At 33.9% G+C, this 21,313-nt stretch carries 13 protein-coding genes; 3 read left to right on the top strand and 10 right to left on the bottom strand.

What is annotated here, in order from left to right; translation table 11 throughout:
- Positions 1-12: 12 nt before the first annotated feature.
- The 5 genes from nirB to tilS form a co-directional block, all read right to left on the bottom strand.
- Positions 13-2,532: a nitrite reductase large subunit NirB gene (gene nirB / locus ACGK9U_RS05070; RefSeq protein ID WP_394465285.1), complete on the bottom strand. Its 2,520-nt coding sequence runs from the start codon at positions 2,530-2,532 to the stop codon at positions 13-15.
- 258 nt (positions 2,533-2,790) lie between these two features.
- On the bottom strand, positions 2,791-5,085 hold the full coding sequence (locus tag ACGK9U_RS05075; protein WP_394465286.1) for an FdhF/YdeP family oxidoreductase: 2,295 nt from the start codon (positions 5,083-5,085) through the stop codon (positions 2,791-2,793).
- A 415-nt stretch (positions 5,086-5,500) separates the two neighbouring features.
- Complete coding sequence (locus ACGK9U_RS05080) at positions 5,501-6,466, bottom strand: YheT family hydrolase (RefSeq protein ID WP_394465287.1); 966 nt, start codon at positions 6,464-6,466, stop codon at positions 5,501-5,503.
- A 65-nt stretch (positions 6,467-6,531) separates the two neighbouring features.
- Positions 6,532-8,181, bottom strand: a complete 1,650-nt coding sequence (gene ade, locus ACGK9U_RS05085) for an adenine deaminase (protein ID WP_394465288.1) — start codon at positions 8,179-8,181, stop codon at positions 6,532-6,534.
- Between the two features lie 77 nt (positions 8,182-8,258).
- A complete protein-coding gene (gene tilS / locus ACGK9U_RS05090; protein ID WP_394465289.1) occupies positions 8,259-9,572 on the bottom strand; it encodes a tRNA lysidine(34) synthetase TilS in 1,314 nt (437 codons plus the stop codon).
- 134 nt (positions 9,573-9,706) lie between these two features.
- Here tilS and ACGK9U_RS05095 point away from each other — a divergent pair, with 134 nt between their 5' ends.
- Positions 9,707-10,399, top strand: coding sequence for a hypothetical protein (locus tag ACGK9U_RS05095; RefSeq protein ID WP_394465290.1), 693 nt, complete (start codon positions 9,707-9,709; stop codon positions 10,397-10,399).
- Here the strand turns inward: ACGK9U_RS05095 and pabB are convergent.
- Complete coding sequence (gene pabB / locus ACGK9U_RS05100; protein ID WP_394465291.1) at positions 10,396-11,688, bottom strand: aminodeoxychorismate synthase component I; 1,293 nt, start codon at positions 11,686-11,688, stop codon at positions 10,396-10,398. The genes ACGK9U_RS05095 and pabB overlap by 4 nt on opposite strands.
- 79 nt (positions 11,689-11,767) lie before the next feature.
- Between pabB and ACGK9U_RS05105 the strand changes: the two genes are divergently transcribed.
- Positions 11,768-12,655: an aldose 1-epimerase family protein gene (locus tag ACGK9U_RS05105; protein WP_394465292.1), complete on the top strand. Its 888-nt coding sequence runs from the start codon at positions 11,768-11,770 to the stop codon at positions 12,653-12,655.
- A gap of 41 nt (positions 12,656-12,696) precedes the next feature.
- The gene (locus tag ACGK9U_RS05110; RefSeq protein ID WP_394465293.1) at positions 12,697-14,049 is read left to right on the top strand and encodes a DEAD/DEAH box helicase; all 1,353 of its coding nucleotides are present in this window, start codon (positions 12,697-12,699) and stop codon (positions 14,047-14,049) included.
- Positions 14,050-14,122: 73 nt separating this feature from the next.
- Here ACGK9U_RS05110 and ACGK9U_RS05115 read toward each other — a convergent pair whose 3' ends face one another.
- The 4 genes from ACGK9U_RS05115 to ACGK9U_RS05130 form a co-directional block, all read right to left on the bottom strand.
- Entirely contained in the window at positions 14,123-15,856 is a 1,734-nt protein-coding gene (locus tag ACGK9U_RS05115; RefSeq protein WP_394465294.1) for an IPT/TIG domain-containing protein, read from the bottom strand.
- Between the two features lie 38 nt (positions 15,857-15,894).
- Complete coding sequence (locus tag ACGK9U_RS05120; protein WP_394465295.1) at positions 15,895-17,910, bottom strand: IPT/TIG domain-containing protein; 2,016 nt, start codon at positions 17,908-17,910, stop codon at positions 15,895-15,897.
- 4 nt (positions 17,911-17,914) lie between these two features.
- Entirely contained in the window at positions 17,915-19,762 is a 1,848-nt protein-coding gene (locus ACGK9U_RS05125) for an IPT/TIG domain-containing protein (protein ID WP_394465296.1), read from the bottom strand.
- A 139-nt stretch (positions 19,763-19,901) separates the two neighbouring features.
- Positions 19,902-21,188 (bottom strand): serine hydrolase domain-containing protein, encoded by a 1,287-nt coding sequence (locus tag ACGK9U_RS05130; protein ID WP_394465297.1) that lies wholly within the window; start codon positions 21,186-21,188, stop codon positions 19,902-19,904.
- Positions 21,189-21,313 lie beyond the last annotated feature (125 nt).

Below are 21,313 nucleotides of genomic sequence, written 5' to 3' on the forward strand. Positions count from 1 at the left end.
TTGTCAATTGACTTACCACGCTTTCGGCATCTTTTGGTCACGCATTGGTACAAACACCAAGTTATCATCGGTATCATCCGAATTCACAAAATGTTTGAAACGCTTTGCCATATTTGGGTCTTCAATAGCTTGTTTCCACTCACATTCGTATTTGTTTACAAGCCCTTGCATTTCTTGTTCCAATTCTTCAGCAATACCTAAGGAATCTTCAATAACTACTTTCTTCAAGTACTCAATACCACCATCCAGTTTTTCTAACCAAGGTGCGGTTCTAACTAAAGGCCCTGCGGTACGTATGTAGAACATTAAGAATCTATCTAAGTATTTAATAGCTGTAGCATCATCCAATTGTTCTGCGAAAAGAATGGCGTGTTTTGGTGTAGCACCACCGTTTCCACATACATATAAGTTCCAACCACCTTCAACAGCAATCAATCCGAAATCTTTCCCTCTGGCTTCGGCACATTCTCTAATACAACCCGAAACCCCACCTTTTAATTTATGTGGCGAACGCAAACCTTTGTAACGGTCTTCAATTTCTATGGCGAACGTTACACTTTCGTGCATACCGTAACGGCACCATGTAGAACCTACACAACTTTTCACCGTTCTTAACGATTTTCCGTAAGCATGTCCGCTTTCAAAACCAGCATCAATTAATTCTTTCCAAATAAGTGGTAATTCGTGTAACTGTGCACCGAATAAATCGATACGTTGTCCACCCGTAATTTTCGTATATAAATCGTATTTTTTAGCAACTTCACCAATAACGATTAACTTGTCTGGTGTAATTTCACCACCCGCAATTCTAGGCACTACCGAATAGGTTCCATTACGTTGAATGTTTGCTAAGAATCTATCGTTGGTATCTTGGATAGCCACTTGTTTGTTTGGCGTCTCCATAGTAATGGTAGCGAAAATAGATGCCAATGCTGGCTTACAAACCTCACAACCATCGCCTTCACCAAACAGGTTCAATGCTTCGTCGTAATCTTTAACTTTATTAACTTTTACTAAATCGTATAATTCTTGACGATTAAAGCTAAAGTGCTCGCAAAGCGTTTCTTTAACTTCTTTACCTAAGGATTTTAAGGTTTCATTTACCAAATCGACCACCATAGGTTTACAACCACCACAACCTGAAGTTGCTTTGGTTTTTGCAATAACATCGCCTAAATTCTGGCAATCGCCCTCAGTAATCGAACAACAAATAGCTCCTTTTGTAACACTTTCACAAGAACAAACTTGCGCTGCATCAGGAATATCCATCACACTTCCAAATGATGAACCACCTTCACCTCTACTTCCTAAAATCAACTCTTCGGCATCTTCTGGAATTGGCAATCCGTTTAAATAGATTTGGTGAAACATATTATAATCAGACGCATCACCAACTAAAATTCCTCCTAAAAGGTTTTTCCCATCATGACTGATATTAATACGTTTATATAAGTTTTTGGTTTTGTTTTCGTAAATGATAGAGTAACCTTTTTCAACAGGCATAAAAGGTTCGCCGTAACTCGCTACATCTACACCTATCAATTTTAGTTTGGTAGACATATCAATATCACTTTGCATCAGAACCTCTACATTTCCTAAAATTTGGTTTGCCGCAACACCTGCCATATCGTAACCAGGCGCTACCAAACCGTATATCATTTGGTTATATAAAGCCACTTCACCTATAGCATAAATTTCAGGATCGGAAGTTTGCATTCTGTCGTTAACCACAATACCACCGCGGGTTCCCATCTCTAAAAAACAGGTTTTTCCTAACTCATCACGCGGTCTAATTCCTGCCGAAATAACAAGCATTTCAACATCTATTTTATCATACTCGCCAAACTCCATACCTGTGATAGTTTTATCACCCAATATTTTATTGGTAGCTTTGGATAAGTGTATATTGATCCCTAAGGATTCTAATTTTTCTTGTAAAACTTTACTAGCTCTGGTGTCTAACTGACGTGGCATTAACTTATTCGCAAATTCAACCACATGCGGTTCAAAGCCCATATCCATAACCGCCTTGGCAGCTTCCAAACCTAATAAACCACCCCCAAGAACTGCTGCTTTAATCGTGTCTTTTTTTCTGCCTTTCTTCAATTTAGCCGCATAAGAAAGCATATCTTCCAAGTCTTCAATGGTTCTGTAAACAAAAACACCTTGTTTTTCTACCCCAGGAATATTTGGCACAAAAGGCGCAGAACCCGTAGCTAATACTAAATAGTCGTACTTATAATTTAAGTCTTTAGAAGTTGTTACTTTTTTAGAAACACGATGAATTGCTGTAATACGCTCATTGGTCACTAACTCAATACCATGTTCTTCATACCAAGTTCTTGGAGCCATTTCTAAAGCTTTTGCATCTTTATTTTGAAAAAACTCACTTAAATGAACACGATCGTATGCTGGTCTGGGTTCTTCACCAAAAACAGTCAACTGAAATTTTTTGTCTTTTGCAAGGGCTACAAATTTTTCGCAAAACTTATACCCTACCATACCGTTACCTACAACAATAATTTTTTTCATGTGTTAATATTTATTGTTTTATAATTGTCACATGCTGTTCGCTATTAATCACTTGCTTAAATGATAATACTTATAACATGCTCGATTCATAATTACGTATTTTACGTTACAAACATAAATAAAAACTACGTAATAATACTTATTTTTAGATAAAAAAATGCTGATTGTGAGTCACTATTAACAATTTCTCAAATTGAACAATCATTTTCTAAGTATTAATCAAAATATCAATACTAGAAATACGAAAGAATAAGAATACTATATAATTTCTAATGTAATAATAACGCTCTTAGAAGCAGGTGTTTTAGCGGTATGCGCAAAACTATCTAAAGGAACCAGTACATTTGTTTCTGGAAAATACGTAGCGCAGCAATTTTTAGGAATATCATAACCAACCACTTTAAATTTATTGGCTTTACGAACAACTCCATTAAATTCCGATTTAAGATTAACCACCTGTTGTTCTTTCAACCCTCTGATTTCCATGTCTTCACGATTCATAAAAATGATACGACGTTCGTTATAAATACCTCGGTAGCGGTCGTTTAATCCGTAAATGGTGGTATTGAATTGGTCGTGACTACGAATGGTCATCATTATTAATTCATCATCTTTTAGCTTCCATTCCGGTAATTTATTAATGGTGAAATTGGCTTTTCCGGTTTTGGTTTTAAATTGTCTAACCCGTGCACCATTGGGCAAATAAAACCCTGAAGGTTGCTTTAGTTTGGTGTTGTAATCTTCAAATCCATCAACAACCTCTTGAATATCATCACGTACCAAGTTATAATCGTCTTGATATTGAAGCCAATGAATTTTTGATCTATCCTTTAAAGTAGCATGCGCAACCCCACAAACCACCGCGACTTCACTAAGTAATTTATCGGAACAAGGTTCTAAAATGCCTTTGGTTGAAGACACAATACCCATAGAGTTTTCAACACTTTGTACTTGAATCCCTGTTTTTTGATAATCTTTTTCAGAACGTCCTAAACATGGCAAAATCAATGCTTCTTTACCCGTGACTAAATGCGAACGGTTTAATTTGGTACTTACATGCACCGTTAAATTACAATTCCCTAAAGCTTGGGCAGCGTATTCCGTATCGGGAACTGCCGATATAAAATTGCCTCCCATCCCAAAAAATACTTTTGCTTTTTTCTGGTGCATGGCTTTGATGGCATCAATAACCGAATAACCATGTTTTGTGCTCGGTTTAAAGCCATACTTCGCTTCAATTTTATCTAAAAATGCTTGTGGCGCCGATTCCCAAATACCAACCGTTCTATCACCTTGCACATTGGAATGCCCTCGCACCGGACAGGTACCGGCACCTTCTTTACCTATACTCCCCTTTAAAAGTAACAGATTTACCAATTCGCGAATATTATCTACCGCATTTTGGTGTTGCGTTAAGCCCATTGCCCAACAAATAATGATTTTCTGATTATTGCTTATCAAATGGAAAGCTTCATCAAATACCTCTTTGGAAACACCTGATAATTTCAAACAATTGTCAAAATTGTATGTTTTTAAATCTAATATAAAGTCATCATAACCTGCAGTGTATGCACTTATAAATTCAGTATCAAACACCCCGCCTTCAAGTTCTTCTTTCTCAAGTAATTTAATAAGAACCGCTTTTATAAAAGCCACATCGCCATTAATGGTAATAGGCACAAACACGTCGGCTAGTTTTGTTCCGCCCGTTAACAATTTTAAAGGATTTTGTGGATTGGTAAATTTTATCACACCGACTTCCGGCAATGGATTGATGGCAATTATTTTACCTCCATTGTTTTTGCATTTTTCCAAAGCAGTTAGCATTCTTGGGTGGTTTGTTGCTGGATTTTGACCAATAACCATAACAACTTCAGCTTTATACAAATCGTCCAAAGTTACCGAGCCTTTTCCTATGCCCAAAGTTTCAGATAATGCACTTCCACTCGCTTCATGACACATATTGGAACAATCGGGTAAATTGGAAGTACCAAATTCACGAACAAACAATTGATATAAAAATGCCGCTTCATTGGTGGTTCTACCAGACGTATAAAACACCGCTTCATCAGGATTTTCAAGGGTATTTAAATGACTTGCCACTTTTGCAAAGGCGTCTTCCCATGAAATAGGTTGGTAATGCGATGCGCCTGCTTCTAAAAACATAGGCTCTGATAATCGTCCTGATTTGCCTATTTCAAAATCAGACCAACTCGCGAGTTCATCAACCGAATGTTTTTGAAAAAACGTTTCACCAATGGTTTTGTTCTGAGCTTCTTCGGCCATGGCTTTCATCCCATTTTCACAGTATTCACCTAAAGGAGAGCGCTCATCATCTGGGTCTGGCCATGCGCAACCAGGGCAATCAAATCCGCCTTTTTGATTTAGCTTCAATGATATTTTCAATGCATCGGCAGGATTCATGTATTTCGCTGCATGACCAATAGCAGCTTTTAAAGCCCCAAAACCCACGCTATTTGTTGGTGGGGTTTTCGTTTTTAAATTGGTAAAAACTTCAGGGGTTTTGGCTTTATCTTCTTGGGATGCGCTCATATTAAAATCAAAAATATTCTTAAATATATAGCTATTTATGAAACCTTAAAAATGATGTTATGTTGAAAATTGAATTTTTCTTTTCAAATAGACAGTATTTTATTTTAAGACCTCACAGGTTTTAAAAACCTGTGAGGTCTGGTACTTTCAAGGTAATTTGTCTTTATTTTTAAAAAATCGTCTGTGTTCAATTTCAATTCGATTTTATTTTTTTTGGAATACTTTATATGCAATACCGACTATAATAAGTAAAGGTAACATATACATCACAAATTTTGTCGACCATTTTTCTGCAACAGTACTCGCCTGTCCTCCGCTTCCGAAAATCAGCCAGAAAACTAATGATTCTATGAAATATAGAAATATTAATAGAATCACTAATCCGATAATTTTTAATGTAAATTTCAATATAATGCTATTTTTTTTTGTGATTCTGTACAAACTCTAAAGCGCGTTTTTCATTATAATACACATTCTTTTTACCAATAAACCCAGCATGACCACCAAATTTTGGCATTTCTAAATGCAAAAACGGATTGTTTTTTGCTTCCTTTACTGGGTAACATTCCGGAGATAAAAACGAATCGTTTAACGCATTTATAATAAGCGTTGGTGTTTTTATATTAGGAAGAAATTGCAGACTGCTGCATTGCTTATAATAATCTAAAGCATCTTTAAAACCGTGGGCTTTTGAGGTGTAAACGCTATCAAAATCAATTAATGTTTTGATGGAATTCAGTTCATTTAAACTCAAATTATCGGAAAACTTTTCTTGTTTTAACTTTAAATGATATACCAAATCTTTTAAAAAACGGTCATGGAACAATCGGTTTTTAAGTTTATGCAGCTCCTTGCACGAACCATACAAATCGCATGGCACTGAAACCGCTATAGCTACTTTTACTTCCTGTGGAACAGACGCTCGCTCACCCAAATATTTTAAAATGATATTTGCACCCAAACTAATGCCTTTCAAATAAATTTCAGAATAATTTTTATTGGAAATGGCATGATTGATTACGGACTCCAAATCTTCGGTAGCACCAGAATGGTAGCTGTAATACTTTAAATTCTGTTCACCACTACAACCTCTAAAGTTCATGCACACCGCATCTATACCAGCATCGTTAAATAGTTTTGCAGCACCTGTAACGTAAGGCCGTTGCCCATGCCCTTCCAAACCGTGGAGTAAAACAATGAGTTTGTTGCTTTTTTCGTTTGAAAAACTCCAATCTAAATCCAAAAAATCGCCATCACTTAATATGATGCGTTCCCGTTCTTGTTTGATGGAAACCTTACGAACTAAACCAGAATATACTGTGGAAATAAAACCCTTTTCAAATAAAAATGAAGGTTTGTATGTGGAGTCGATTATTGGCATATGGATTGCTAGTTGTTAGTTTTTGTTTTGGGTTTTTGGAATACAAAATTATCAATTCGTAATTCTCAATCGTCAATCGTCAAACCAGTAAATTTAAAATCCGTGCCATTAAACAACCCTTTATCGCTTAATTTTAATGATGGAATTACCAACAACGCCATAAACGATAGGGTCATATACGGCGCATTTAGTTTGCTGCCTAATTTTTTTGCCATGATATCAAGTTCTGCATATTGGTTACCTATGGTTTTACCGTCTTGATCGCTCATAATTCCTGCTACTGGTAATGGTACTATATTTTCTTCAGAATTGGATACTGCACAAATACCGCCTTTGTTTTCAATAATTAAATTAACCGCTCTACATATAGCTTCATCGGAAACACCTACCGCAATGATATTATGCGAATCGTGACCAACAGACGATGCAATAGCACCTGCTTTTAGTCCGAAATTTTTAATAAACGCGATGGCTGGTTTTTGGTTTTCATATCGATTGACAACTGTCATTTTTAAAATGTCCTTTTCGATATTTGACACTAAATTCCCATCAACAACCAAAGCATCTTCAATGAATTCGTTGGTTACTAATTGCCCTTCCAAAGCTTCAATGACTCTAATTTTTGCTTGTCCTGAGCGCAGTCGAAGGGTTGATGAAAATTCAAATCTAAATTCTGAAACTTCTTTGCTATTACAATTGAAATTATTCAGGTTTTTAAATGTTACAGGCTTGATTAACGATTCACCTTTACTAAACACCAACGCCCCATTTATATAGGTTTGAATGGTTTTAAAATTTATTAAATCTTCAACCACAATACAATCGGCTGCATCGCCAACTTGCAACAAACCCACCTCTAAATTATAATGCTTTACCGGATTCACGCAGGCCATTTGCAATACTTTAAAAACATCAATCCCCTTTGCAATAGCCCTAGCACAAAGCTTGTTGATATGGTCTAATATTAAATCGTCTGGATGCTTATCATCACTGCAAAACATCATGTTTTCAAAATGTTCTGAAGCTAAATCTATAAGTGCTTCAAAATTTTTGGCGGCACTTCCTTCTCTAATTAGAATTTTCATACCTTTTTGAAGTTTTTCTAAGGCTTCATCAAAAGTAAAACACTCATGGTCGGTTGAAATTCCAGCATGTATGTATTTGGTTATAGCATCACCCTGTAAACCTGGTGCATGACCATCTATGGGCTTGTTATAATGCTTCGTATATGCTATTTTTTTCATCACTTCGGCATCGTCAAACAACACGCCTGGGTAATTCATCATTTCCGCTAAATACTTGATGTCTGGGTTTTCTAAAAGTGTTTTAATGGCTTCAGAATCGATGACGGCTCCAGCCGATTCAAACGTGGTGGCAGGCACACAGGATGGCGCACCAAAATTGAATTTAAACGGTACTTTTTTGCCGTTTTCAATCATGAATTCTACACCTTCAACACCCAAAACATTCGCGATTTCGTGAGGATCGGAAACCGTAGCAACCGTGCCATGTGTGACCGCTAATCGTGCAAATTCACTAGGAACCAACATGGAACTTTCAATGTGAATGTGGGCATCTACAAAGCCAGGGAGTATATAAGTTTCAACATAGTGCTGGCTTTCTTCAATTGAAAAAATCTTCCCGTTTTCAATAGTGATTTCACCTTTAAAAATACGTTTGTTTGGTATATCGACTATATTGCCTTGTAATTTCAAATTATGATTTTTTGATAATGAGACACTTCGACGCGCTCAGTGTGACACAGTTATTTAATTTGACTATTCCGTTTAAATTATTTCAATTCAACTTTTAAAATATGCTTAGTTTTTTCGGTAACCTTAAAGCGTTCATCGGCACGTTTTCCAAGAATCCAAACAATGTTGTTTTCCGAACACAGCAACCATGTTTGTTCTTTTTCTAAAAGTGATTGTTTTTCATCTTTAAGATACTTACTCACCTTCTTCTTTTTACCCTGCATCCCCAATGGATAAAACACATCGCCATCCTCCCATTTCCTTAAAGTTAAGGGAAAGGTTATGGTAGATTTATCAATATAAATTGTGTTCTTATCTGTATTTAACATGGCATCTGCTTCATCAAAAAACAATGTCCCTATGGGTGTTTCTAGTTTTTTATCGGTTTCTAAAACAGTCATGGATGCATGTTCATCTTCAAGGATTTCACTTAATAGTAAAAAATCCCGATCCTTTATCAAACGGTGGGTTGATGACTGTACCCATTTACCCGATTGTGCTTGCAATAAGTTTACAACATCATCCCATTCTGTAAATCCGTAAGTGTTTAGAAAACGGTATAAATAGGCTTTCGGGTTATAAAACTTTTGTATTTCAGAAATCTGCAACTTAAACCCTGTAGGGGTTAATTTCATGATGCCATTTTTAAAAAGAGCTTCTATACTATCGTCCACGATATCGCTGGAACCCTGTAAATGGCTGATGGTTTTTTGAAAACCATCCAACAAACTTGGGTTTATTTGCTTTAGAATTGGAATAACATCATGACGCAGTTTGTTTCGTAAATATTTAGTTGAATTATTGCTTCTATCTTCCACCCACTTTAATTTACGTGCCTTAGCGTAGACTTCAATATCCGCTCGCGAAAAAGGCAAAAGCGGACGCACAAAAACATCATTCACTTCTGGAATGCCCGTTAACCCTTCTAAACCGGTGCCTCTAGTAAAGTTTATTAAAAAGGTTTCCAAATTATCATCGGCATGGTGGGCAGTTAATACATAATCAAACTGAAGTTGCTCCGCCAAGGTTTTAAACCAATTATAGCGTAACTGGCGGGCTGCCATTTGTATGGAAAGTTTATGGTCTTTAGCATAGGCTTTCGTATCAAAGCTTTCAATAAAAACTTCTAAATCTAAGTCTTCTGCCAGTTGCAGCACAAAATCTTCATCGTCATCACTTTCTTTTCCTCGTAAATTAAAATTACAATGCGCTAAGGCTATATTCAACCCTATACTATGGCATAAATGTGCTAAAACCACACTGTCAATACCTCCAGAGATAGCCAGCAAAAGCTTACTATTCTTTAAAAATGAGAGCTTGGAATTTATATGGTTTTGAAAGTTGTTAATCATATTTCAAAGTTAAGGTTTATTTTAATCTCGCAAAGTATATTATCGAATAGTTAAAGCGCACGGAAACTCATTTTCATTATACATTATCCAATAGAATTTTGTAAATTTAGAAGGACATACTAAATACGGATATTATGAGTACAACTAAAAAATTAAACGACCAGGCTACTCAAACAGCGTTTAACAAAAAAGTGGTGGGTGTGTCCCATCAACTGCATCCTTACGTAAAACACCGTCTTTATATTGCTGAAAACACAGGTGTTATTCCAAAAAAAATGTATGCTTCAAACGGTATTATTGATGAAAGTATTATCAAGCTATATGAAAAAGGATATGATATTGATATGCATTCCGACGCTTTAAAGCTGAAACTTTTTAAAATTGTTGATGCCGATTTAGAGGCTATTTTCAAAAATGAATCCTTCCATAAAAATACCATAAGCACTAATGCCATTTTAGAAGAAGAATTGGATGCTTTGGAAGAAAAGTATACGATTGATGATGGGTTTGATTATATTATGAATGAAGATTTAGATGATATTTCATACCAACAAAACGGACATGCCAAACATCTTTTTTTATATGATGATAGCGAGAACGCCATTTTAAATGCATTCGATTTTAATACTTCCAATTCCAGTAAATCCAATGAAGTGTTAGGTAATATGTACAGCCGTTTGCCTTTAAATGTATCCAATATCATCGATTTATATGTTTTTGGAAAGCTGAGTGTACACGACATTGCAAAAGTTAAAAACATTGAAGTAAAACGTATTGAACGCATCATCCAAACCGTTAAAAAAACCTTTAACACGAATTTAGACTAGTCTTCTAAAACCTGTCGCATCGCCTTGGCTTTTACCAGGCATTCTTCGTATTCTTTAAGTGGGTCGCTTTTGGCTGTAATGGCACCTCCAACGGAATATGATACGTATTTTTTTGTTTCATTATATAAAATGCTGCGTATTACCACATTAAAATCAAAATCGCCCGTTGGTGTGAAATACCCAACAGCGCCGGAATAGAGTCCACGTTTGGTTTCTTCCACAGCTTCAATAATTTTCATTGCTGAAATTTTAGGAGCCCCGGTCATGCTTCCCATGGGAAAGGTACTTTTAATAATATCAATTGGGTTTGTAGCAGTTTCAACCTTAGATTTTACCGTAGAAATCATTTGATGCACCTGGTCAAAACTGTATATTTTACATAGTTCCTCTACTTCTACGCTGCCTTTTATGGCGGTTTTAGATAAATCGTTACGAACCAAATCAACAATCATAATATTTTCGCTGCGTTCCTTTTCGTTATCTAACAAATCTTGTTTTAACTGCTTATCTTCTTCGATATTTTTAGAACGCTTTGCTGTTCCTTTTATGGGTTGCGAAATGATGGTGTTTCCTTGTTTTTTCAAATAGCGCTCTGGTGAAGCAGAAAGCAAATATTTATCTTGATACTTAAGAAAGGTTGCAAATGGTGGGTTTGAAATAGCATTGAGTTTATTATAGGTTTCTAAAGGATTGATTTCTGTGTTTTCAGCATAAAACTCTTGGCAAAAGTTGGCTTCGTAAATATCACCTCGATGAATGTGGGCAAGCATGTTGCTAATTTTTTCGAAATATTCATCTTTGTGGATGCGGAGTTTTATTTTGATCTGATTGTTGATTTGTTGATTTGTTGATGCGTTAATTTGTTGAATATATTGTAAATCACTTTCAAACTCATCATCAACCATTTTTAAGTATTGCATTTCCACTTGATTGCCTTTAAAAAAGAAAAGCTTTTTAGGCTGAAAAAAATACAAATCGGGAAACTCTAAACCATCAAAATTTTGAGATATTAAATTTTCAACAGCATTTTTTAAATCGTAGGTTAAATAACCAAAAATCCAATCATTTGTAATGGCTTGGTATTCTTTTAAATGCTCGAAAGCCTGTGTGTAATCGGTTTTAAGACTTGTAAAAGCATCAACTGCCAACACAGCATCGTAATTTGAGTAGTTTTGTTCGTAATTGTTAGAATCTAACCACACAACATCATCAAACTGTTGCGCCCAATTCAATAATTGTTGCTTAAACAATTCAATATTTTTATCGGTATGCTTGTATTTTGCTCTCAATTCTAAAATTTAAGCTGTAAAGTTAGTTAGATTCCTTAAAAAATTACAAGTTTTGTACTTTAGTTTAAATTTCAATTACATGATAACTTTAGAAAACAAACAACTTAAAATAGCGGTAAAAAAAGTAGGTGCCGAATTGTGTAAAATTACGTCTGTAAAAAAGAACACCGAATTTATGTGGGATGCAAATCCGGAAGTTTGGGCTAGCTATGCACCAAATCTATTCCCTGTAATTGGCGCTTTAAAGGACGATAGCTATGTTTTTGAAAACCAAACATATAATTTACCAAAACATGGTATTGTTAGAAACAACGCCCAGGTTGTTTTGCACGAACAAACCGCCGATAGTTTAACTTTTAAATTGGCATACAATGAAAATTCTTTAAAGAACTATCCGTTTAAATTTGAGTTTTATATTTCTTACAAACTTATAGATAATGTTATTGAAGTAGTTCATACAGTAAAAAATGTAGATAATAAAACCATGTACTTTTCAGTTGGCGGGCATCCCGCTTTTAAATGTCCCGTATTTGAAAATGAAAACTATGGAGATTATTTTTTAGAGTTTGAACATACCGAAACTTCAAAAACCCATCTTATTAATATGGCAAATGGGCTTATTTCAACTGAAAAAAAACCTATTTTAAACAACACTAATAAGTTAGCATTAACCCACGATTTATTTAATGAAGATGCACTTATTTTTAAAGATTTAAAATCGAGAAAAGTGGCGTTAAAAAGCAAAAAATATGGCGAAGTGCTTTCGGTAAGTTATAAAGATTTTCCTTATTTAGGTATATGGGCAAAACCAACGGGTAATTACGTTTGTATTGAACCCTGGCTAGGAATTGCCGATAGTGAAGACACCAATCAAGACTTTAAAACCAAAGAAGGTATTTTAAAACTAAAAGCTGGCAATACTTTTAAAGCCACTTATACCATTGAAATACACAACAGTTTAGTCTAAATAGAATAATAAGCTTAACTTTGCCAGCTAAATAGCACACCGTGACTTTCGAAAATTTAAATTTAAACACACCTTTATACAACGCCTTAAACGATTTAGGCTTTACCACACCCACACCCATACAAGCAGAAGCTTTTAATGTGGTATGTTCGGGTACCGACATTGTTGGTATTGCCCAAACAGGTACCGGTAAAACCTTCGCCTACATGTTGCCAATTTTAAAACATTTAAAATTTTCAACGCAAGAAAGTCCACGTGTTTTGGTTTTAGTTCCAACTCGTGAATTGGTAGTTCAGGTGGTTAACGATATAGAAAATCTTGCAAAATACATGAATACCCGCGTGTTGGGTGTTTATGGTGGCACCAATATTAATACCCAAAAACAGGCCATTGCCGATGGTGTGGATATTTTAGTGGCGACACCAGGCAGGTTGTACGATTTGGCTTTAAGCCGCGTATTACAACTAAAATCCATTCATAAATTGGTAATTGATGAAGTAGATGTGATGCTCGATTTAGGGTTTAGGCACCAATTGATTAATATTTTCGATTTACTACCCGAAAAACGCCAAAACATAATGTTTTCTGCAACCATGACGGAAGATGTAGATATCCTTATTAACGATTTCTTTAAAAGTCCTGAGCGTGTTTCTATTGCAGTTTCGGGTACACCGCTTGAAAACATTGTACAAATTCGCTACAATGCACCTAACTTTTACACAAAAGTTAATTTATTAAAGCACCTGCTTATTGATAGCGAAACCTTTAATAAGGTATTAATATTTGTATCGCATAAAAAAATGGCAGACCGCTTATTTGAAAAACTAGACGAATTATTCCATGACGAATTGTGCGTGATACATTCCAACAAAACACAAAATTATCGCTTGCGTAGCATTGAGCAATTCAGAAATGGTGATAACCGTATTTTGGTTGCTACCGATGTAATGGCGCGTGGTTTGGATATTGACAACGTTAGTCATGTTATAAATTTTGACACGCCCGATTACCCAGAAAACTACATGCACCGTATTGGTAGAACCGGTAGAGCCGAACGTGAAGGAACTGCTATTTTACTTTCTTCGGAAAGTGAGCAGGAACATGTTGAAAGTATTCAAAACCTAATGAAAATGGTTATTTCTTTAGAAAATTTACCTGAAGAAGTTGAAGTATCTACCGAATTGATTGAAGAAGAACGTCCACAAATAAAAGAACGCTACAACCCCATAAAACGCAAAGATGAAGATGCGCCAGGGCCTGCGTTTCATGAAAAATCTGAAAAAAACTCCAAAGAGAATTTAGGCGGTTCTTACAAATTTAAAATTGCAGCCAAATACAAAAAACCTAAAACCAGAGGTGATAAGAATTATAATAAGCGGAATAAGAGGAAATAATATTACAACCTTCATTAAATCAATTACAATCTAATTTAATTCATTCTATCCTAAATTATCTTTTCTTTTTTAATTAATTCATTAAAGGATTAAATTCCCAAACATCGTTCAATTTAGTATTGAATTTTGTATACATTGGAAGCACATATCCTCTATTGTTAATACTAAAGCTAGTATAAACAGACATATTAATTGGTGAATTTTGAAGTTTAATCCATTCATCAGTAACATGTTTATATTTCCACAATGTATTAGAAACATAACCATCTCCCCATTCGAAATTTTGCCCTAATCCAACATAGGCTTCATCATTAATAATAAAACTTGCATATAGATTATATGCATTTGAAGGTATTGGTGTTCTTGATACCCATGCATCTTGTGTAGAATTATATTCCCATAACGTATTTATTCCGAATGCCGTTTGACTAATTCCTAAAAAACCTTTTTGCCCTAGGGCAAATGTATAGTTTCCCCAAACAGGATTGCTAGTATCAAAATTTCCAATAAAATCAGCCTTTCTTTTCCACAAATCAGTAACGATGTCATATTCCCATAATTCATATGTTTTATAACAATTGCCTATATACAATTTACCATCTAAACTAAAATTGAAATTATACCTTCTGTCAGTTTGTAATGAGCCTGTAAAATTTTTCCGTTTTTTCCAAATATTTGTTAGTGTATTATATTCCCAAAAGCTTGTTTCTAAGAGCGCAAAAACCTTAGATCCTGAATTAAAAGCAAAAGGTTTTTTTCCTGAGTTTTCAGGTAGACTTAAATTATTCTCCCACGAATCGTAAATAGGATTATATTTTAGCATGTATAAACTATTTGATCCTATTACAAAACCGAATCCATCCATAACAAAAGATGCTGCATCAAAGGTTTTAGAGCTTTGACTACTTTTTTGCAACCAAGGAAACCATATATCAAAAAAGTCGTTTGAAGCGTCTGTCGAATCCTCAATTGTAACAGTAATATTTAATTTTTGTGCCATATAAACATATGGAACTTTAACAACTAATACGTTTTCTGTGGCAGATTCAATTTCAGCGGTAAAATCACCGAATTTTACGGTATTTTCTGAAATTGTTGTTGAAAAATGATTTCCAGTAATTTCCACTCTTGTTCCTATTGGGCCAAATTTGGGATTAAAATTGATTATTTCTGGTGGATAAGCTTTTGTGTTAAATTCAAATTCATTACCATAAAATACAACTGTACCTATTTTTATGTAGGCACGAACATAATATTGGGTATTGCCCTCTAGTCCAGCAATACTACTTTGATATTCACCTGTTGAATTTGGTATCCCTAATTCTGTTTTAGAATTATTAATGGTTGGCATAGCCGTTGTAGACCAACAGTGACCGTATTCAACTGTTCCTGGATACCCCGAGCCTAAAGAAGCAATATTACCTTTTACATTAGCAGAAGTTTGTGTTACATTTAATATAGATCCGGTATATACCACAGGGGCTGCTATTTTAATAATTTCGAAATCCTTAACTAGATTATCTTCTCCCCGAATAGTTATATTCTCAAGTATTGGAACATAACCTGCTTTTGATATTTTAATTTGATAAGTCTTTGCTTTAATATTATTAAAACTATAATATCCTTGAGAATCACTTGTGGTCTGGTCTGTAGCGCCTAGTATTATTGAAACACCATCTACCTTTATACCATTTGATAAAATGACACCATGGACACTTCCTACAGATTCCGATTCATCCTTTTCACAAGTGAAGATTGTAATTCCTAATAATATAATTATTAAGATTTGGAGTTTTTTTTTTGTCATAGTTAATTTATATAATCAATACTTATTGAAAATAATTTTCATGGTATATACTCATAAAAATCATAGCCATTTGAACCACCAGAATCGTAAATACCACCACCACCAACATAGGCTTTACCGTTTAGTGAAAACGAAAAATGTCCTCCTCTTTCAATATGACCAATATCATCAATTTTAGTCCAAATATTAGATAAAGGATTATATTTCCAACAATCTTTAGTATTACTGCCACCTGTTGGATTACCTCCAGTAACATATCCAAAACCATTAAGTTCAAACGATGCCGTATATCTTCTAGAATCTTTAAAATTTGCTATTCTAATCCACTCATTTGTATTAGGGTGATAAGACCAATAATCTACCATTCCAGTATTTGTTGCCCCATTACCTACATAGGCAATATTATTGATTGTAAAAGTTGACGTTTCTGTACGTAAAAAATAATTTTGATATGTAAAATCAACAATTTGTGTCCAAGTATTTGTATCAGGTGAATATTTGTAAAAATCGCCATAAGTAATTCTTGTATAAGGTTCAAAGTCAGCGCCCATTCCCATGTATATTTCTTTGTTTATTGAAAAATGCGTAGCGTAATCTCTTCTAGCCCCAGGATAATTTGGAAGCTGTTTCCATTGTTGGGTTAGTGGGTTATATTCCCAAAAACTATTATTGCTATCAGCAGTATAAACAAATAATTTATCCATGTTTGCCTCTGCCACACCGCTCCACTTTATTGAAAAAGGAATTGTAGATTTTTCCCAACCAAAATTATTAGGGTTAAATTTCCATAAATAATAGTTGTCATCAAATAAATCTTTTGAAGGAGCTATAACATAAGCGGTGTTATTTGTAACTACCGCATTATTAATACCTCTATAAAAACGAAAAGGGAGGTTATTAGATACCATTATCCATTTGTCTTGAATATTCAATTCAACCTCGTATTCAACTATTAAGTCTAACAACTGAATTTTTACAATGGCTTTTCTTCTAGGGAAGGCGCCAAAAGGAACTTTTGTATTAAGGTTTTGTGTATCTCCAAATGAGATGTTTGCCTTAGCTTCTTCAAAGTAGATAAAATTTTTGTCTTTTAAGGGGTGGAAATTAGCTCCTTGAATAACGACGCTCTGATTTGCAAATACATTTTTTTCAACAAAGTTTATTTTTGGGGCTATAAGCTTAAAATTATCGCTAAATGAATTTTCTTGTAATTGAGCTGAAACTTTAATTTGTTCAGAACTACTTTCCAAATCATCGGGAACTAAAACTTTTAAAGTATTTCTATCGGCATAGGTAATTGTAGCTTCTACATTTCCAAAATAAACTTTGTTTCTTGATTTTTCAAAATCAAAATGGTCTCCATTAATAATCAATTCATCTCTAAACGTGCCACTTAAAGATGAAATTGAAGATATTTCTGGTTTGAATAAAGAAAAGCCATTAAAGGTTACCTTCTTCTCATATATTTTAACTTCTATTGTTGGGTTAAAGCTTTTTAAAGTTACAGGAACAATACATTTTATAATACTATCGTTTGAATAAATTATTCTACTTGATTCTCCTCCTAATGATACTTTAATATAATTCGTTTTTGTTGAGAAATAATTACCAGAAATTGAAATCGTATCTAATATATGTGCTTGCTGTGGTACTTCTTTGATTATTGGAGTAGTGGATCCTAAAGACACAAATGATTGCTCATCGCTATAATAAATTTCGGTATCTGCAACTTTTATATATGCTCTCACAAAATATTCTCCATTATAGACTAAATCTGTGTTAATTGTATTTTCTAATTGATTGCCTGTTATTTTACTTTGTATAATGATTGAGTTATTTAAAGTTGGCACGGGCTGGTTTGATAATAAAAAGCCCGATTCTGAAATATTATTTAAATCCAAACCAGTATAAGTAGCTTTTAAATTAACTCCACCATTTTGAGGAACAGAAACAGATAAGGTTAAATTAATTGCTTCAGGTGTTGGAGTTGGGTCATCTTTTTGACAGCTAAAAACCAACAAAAACATAGATGTATAAATAAATATTCTTGGCATTACATTAGAAATTAGAAAGTTCAGTTCTTAAAATTATATGATCGTATCTAGTAAAAGGTGAATTATTTGGAGGATAACCTAACTGATAACCAACTAAATAAACGTAATTATTATGAATAAACATATATTCATGGCCAAAACTATACCCCTCTGCTTTTAAGTCATTCCGTTCTAACCACTGATCGCTTCCAATATTATATTCCCAAAAATTTTTGAGATAATTGTTATAATAAAATCCTCTGTTATTAACTTGAACATTAATAGCATATTGAGACGGCTTAGCTATGTCACTTTTTCTAACCCATGTATTATCAGGAGTGAATTCCCAAAAATTGGTTGTACTTTCCAATCCATTTCCAATGTAATACTTACCGTTATTTTTAAAAACACTAGGAGCATTTCTTAAATCTGTACTGTTAACTAATGGTATTTCAGTTGACTGTACCCAAGAATTATCAATTTCATTATACTTCCATATTTTTCTATTTTGATATACTGATGTAGAACCTGTATAACCCAAACCAAAATACAACTCGCTATTATGTACAAATCCTGTAGGTTGTTGAATTAGTTCATTGTTCACAAAATCTTTTAGTTGAGTTACCGTATTGGTTTGAAAATTATATTTATAAAAATTATTAGTGGCTCTGCTAATATATAAATAGGTGTGTTTTCCATCGTTCAAAGGGATAAAGTAAAAAACTTCTCCAAACCTCATACCTACGGTTGATATAGGGAGAATAGATTCTTTCCATTCATCCGTTTCGGGGGTGTATTGATAAATGACATTGTTTAAAACATCATTACTATTCCTGTATACATTAAAATATGGCGCATTATTATCATAAAAACTCCAGAATGTTAAATGACCTACACCAGCTATTCCATTTGTAATCTCGTAATCTTTTTTAAATGCAGATAAGTACCATTTTGAGACAAGATTTAACGGAACAGTGTTTTTAAAATCTGTATTAAATATTTTAACTTTTAAGTTGCCTATATCCCTGCCTTTGTAAGGTCCTAACGGGACTTTCACAAGTATAGAATCACTGTACGATTCTATTACTTCTACTTTATTATCTGCAATAAAAAAATCATTATATCTAGTAATATCTGGGAAGAAATTAAATAAATAAATCATTATATTATCGCCAAGTTTTACATCTTTCTTTGAAACGCCAGTAATAATTGGTTCAGGTAATTTTACACCTTTCAGTATTTCTATTTCTTGAAGTTGAGCCTTTATTAAGAGATCCTGCTCAAAACTTTGTAAATTATTTGGTAATTTAAATGCAATAGAATCTTTACTATGACTAGTGACAGTAATTTGCTGACTATTTAAGTATATGATATCTGTGTTTTTTGATGGAAAATTTGTTAAATGCTTACCATAAACAACAACTTCTCTTCCAAACTTAAAGTTAACTGGAATTGAATCAACACTAGGTGTATATAATTGAAAAGGCGATGTTAAAATTTCCATTTTATCTACGCCTTCGCCATTGTCAATTTTGATTTTGAAATCAGATGGTTTAAATCCGCTGTAAGGAACTTTAAACTTAACTAAAGTATCATTGTTAAAAACTATTTCTAATTTTTTTTCATCAAGATATAAAATCACACTTCTTTTAAAATTCTTTCCAACTATGGAAAGTGTATCTCCTAAATCAGCTTTATTAGGTAATATTTTATCTATTTTAAGGGATAAATCAATTGGTACTTCTTCTACTTTATCTTCTTCATTATCTTTTGAGCAATTATTCAAGTTTATAAATACTAAAACTAAGAAAATCATTTTAGATACTGATAAGCTGTAATTTTTATACAACAAAACTCCTTTAGAGTATTCCATTTAAAGTAAGTTAAAGGTTTTATAAAAATAAATGTAGTAAAAAAACAGAAATATTTGATGACAGAAAGAAGAAAAATCATCAAAAAAAAATTTCTGCTGAATAAATTAAAAAACAGATTTCAATACAAGCAACTTATAACTAATCCGCAATTGCAGCATGTACCAAAAGCCTAAACTTTCCAGCCGTATCTTCACTTACGCTTTTGGTTTGTTTTAAAATGATGCCTATTAGTTCTTCTTTTGGATCTGCAAAATATTGTGTATTAAAATAACCGCCCCATTCAAAAGTACCTTCGCTTCCACTACCTCCCAAATCGTGTTTTTTGGTATCTACAAGTCCAAATGCCAACCCATGAACCGCAGGAATCTCATTAGAAATATAAGGTATTTGATTGGTTAAAATGGTTTCTACGGTGGTTCTGCTTAAAAGTCGAACCCCATTAAGTTCTCCCTTATTTAAATACATTTGTAAAAAGGTGGCATAATCTTTAGCAGTACTTGAAAGTCCTGCACCACCAGATAAAAATTGTTTAGCACCAGTTTTTGGATAATCGGTATCGTAAAAAGTTACAGGATACTTTATCCATTTATTATCTCGTTTTGTCTGAACGGTTACCAATCGGTTATACTTCGATTCAGGGAGATAAAAATAGGTATCATTCATACCCAAAGGTTCAAAAATTCTTGTTTTCAGAAATTTATCAAAAGGCATTCCTGAGATGATCTCAACAAAATACCCCAACACATCTAATCCTTCACTATAAGTAAATTTTTCACCAGGGTTATGATGTAATGGCAAGCTTGCCAGTTTTTTAATGTTATCGGCAATTTTCACATCTTCCGTAGTGAATAGATCTACAATTCCTTCTTTGGCGTATAATTTTCTGAATTGTGCATCACCATCAATTTGCCCATAACCAATACCTGATGTATGTGTAAGCAGGTTTCTTATGGTTATTTCTTTGTTGGCGGGTTTGGTAGTATATGATGAATCTGCTTCATTAAAAGATTCTAACACCTGTGGATTTGCAAACTCTGGTATGTATTTAGAAATAGGGTCGTCTAAACTAAACCTGCCTTCTTCCCATAGCATCATGACTGCTGTGGAGGTTATGGCTTTAGTTTGCGATGCAATTCTAAAAATATGATCTAATTTCAATGCTTCTTTCGATTTATTATTTGCCATACCAAAAGCTTTGTGGTACACTATTTTACCATGTCGTGCAATTAACGCTACTGCACCAGGTATTTTGTTGTCCTTAATAGCATTGGTTAACATGGTATCTATACGACTAAGCCGGTCTGGAGACATACCAACTGTGTTGGCAGAAACTTCTGGAAGCACTTTAGTTTGTGGTGCTGTATTTTGCTTAAAACAAGCGGTAAATAAAAATGTTGAAAGAAGAATGAGCAATAACTTTTTCATTGTTTTCGTTGGTTTTTTGAATAATGTAACGGCTAATTTACTTTTTTAATGATAAATCAAATAATTAAAAACAAGAAAATCCCTTTTCAAATAAATGAAAAGGGATTGTAACATGCAGAGAGGTT

The organism is Mariniflexile sp. HNIBRBA6329 (genome assembly GCF_043558645.1).
Taxonomy (GTDB): domain Bacteria; phylum Bacteroidota; class Bacteroidia; order Flavobacteriales; family Flavobacteriaceae; genus Mariniflexile.

Excerpts from the sequence above, each read along its gene's own strand:
- tilS (WP_394465289.1), bottom strand. The coding sequence starts at position 9,572 with ATGATTAACAACTTTCAAAACCATATAAATTCCAAGCTCTCATTTTTA.
- ACGK9U_RS05105 (WP_394465292.1), top strand. The coding sequence starts at position 11,768 with ATGATAACTTTAGAAAACAAACAACTTAAAATAGCGGTAAAAAAAGTA.
- ACGK9U_RS05075 (WP_394465286.1), bottom strand. The coding sequence starts at position 5,085 with ATGAGCGCATCCCAAGAAGATAAAGCCAAAACCCCTGAAGTTTTTACC.
- ACGK9U_RS05120 (WP_394465295.1), bottom strand. The coding sequence starts at position 17,910 with ATGCCAAGAATATTTATTTATACATCTATGTTTTTGTTGGTTTTTAGC.
- ACGK9U_RS05080 (WP_394465287.1), bottom strand. The coding sequence starts at position 6,466 with ATGCCAATAATCGACTCCACATACAAACCTTCATTTTTATTTGAAAAG.
- nirB (WP_394465285.1), bottom strand. The coding sequence starts at position 2,532 with ATGAAAAAAATTATTGTTGTAGGTAACGGTATGGTAGGGTATAAGTTT.
- ACGK9U_RS05095 (WP_394465290.1), top strand. The coding sequence starts at position 9,707 with ATGAGTACAACTAAAAAATTAAACGACCAGGCTACTCAAACAGCGTTT.
- ACGK9U_RS05125 (WP_394465296.1), bottom strand. The coding sequence starts at position 19,762 with ATGGAATACTCTAAAGGAGTTTTGTTGTATAAAAATTACAGCTTATCA.
- ACGK9U_RS05115 (WP_394465294.1), bottom strand. The coding sequence starts at position 15,856 with ATGACAAAAAAAAAACTCCAAATCTTAATAATTATATTATTAGGAATT.
- ACGK9U_RS05130 (WP_394465297.1), bottom strand. The coding sequence starts at position 21,188 with ATGAAAAAGTTATTGCTCATTCTTCTTTCAACATTTTTATTTACCGCT.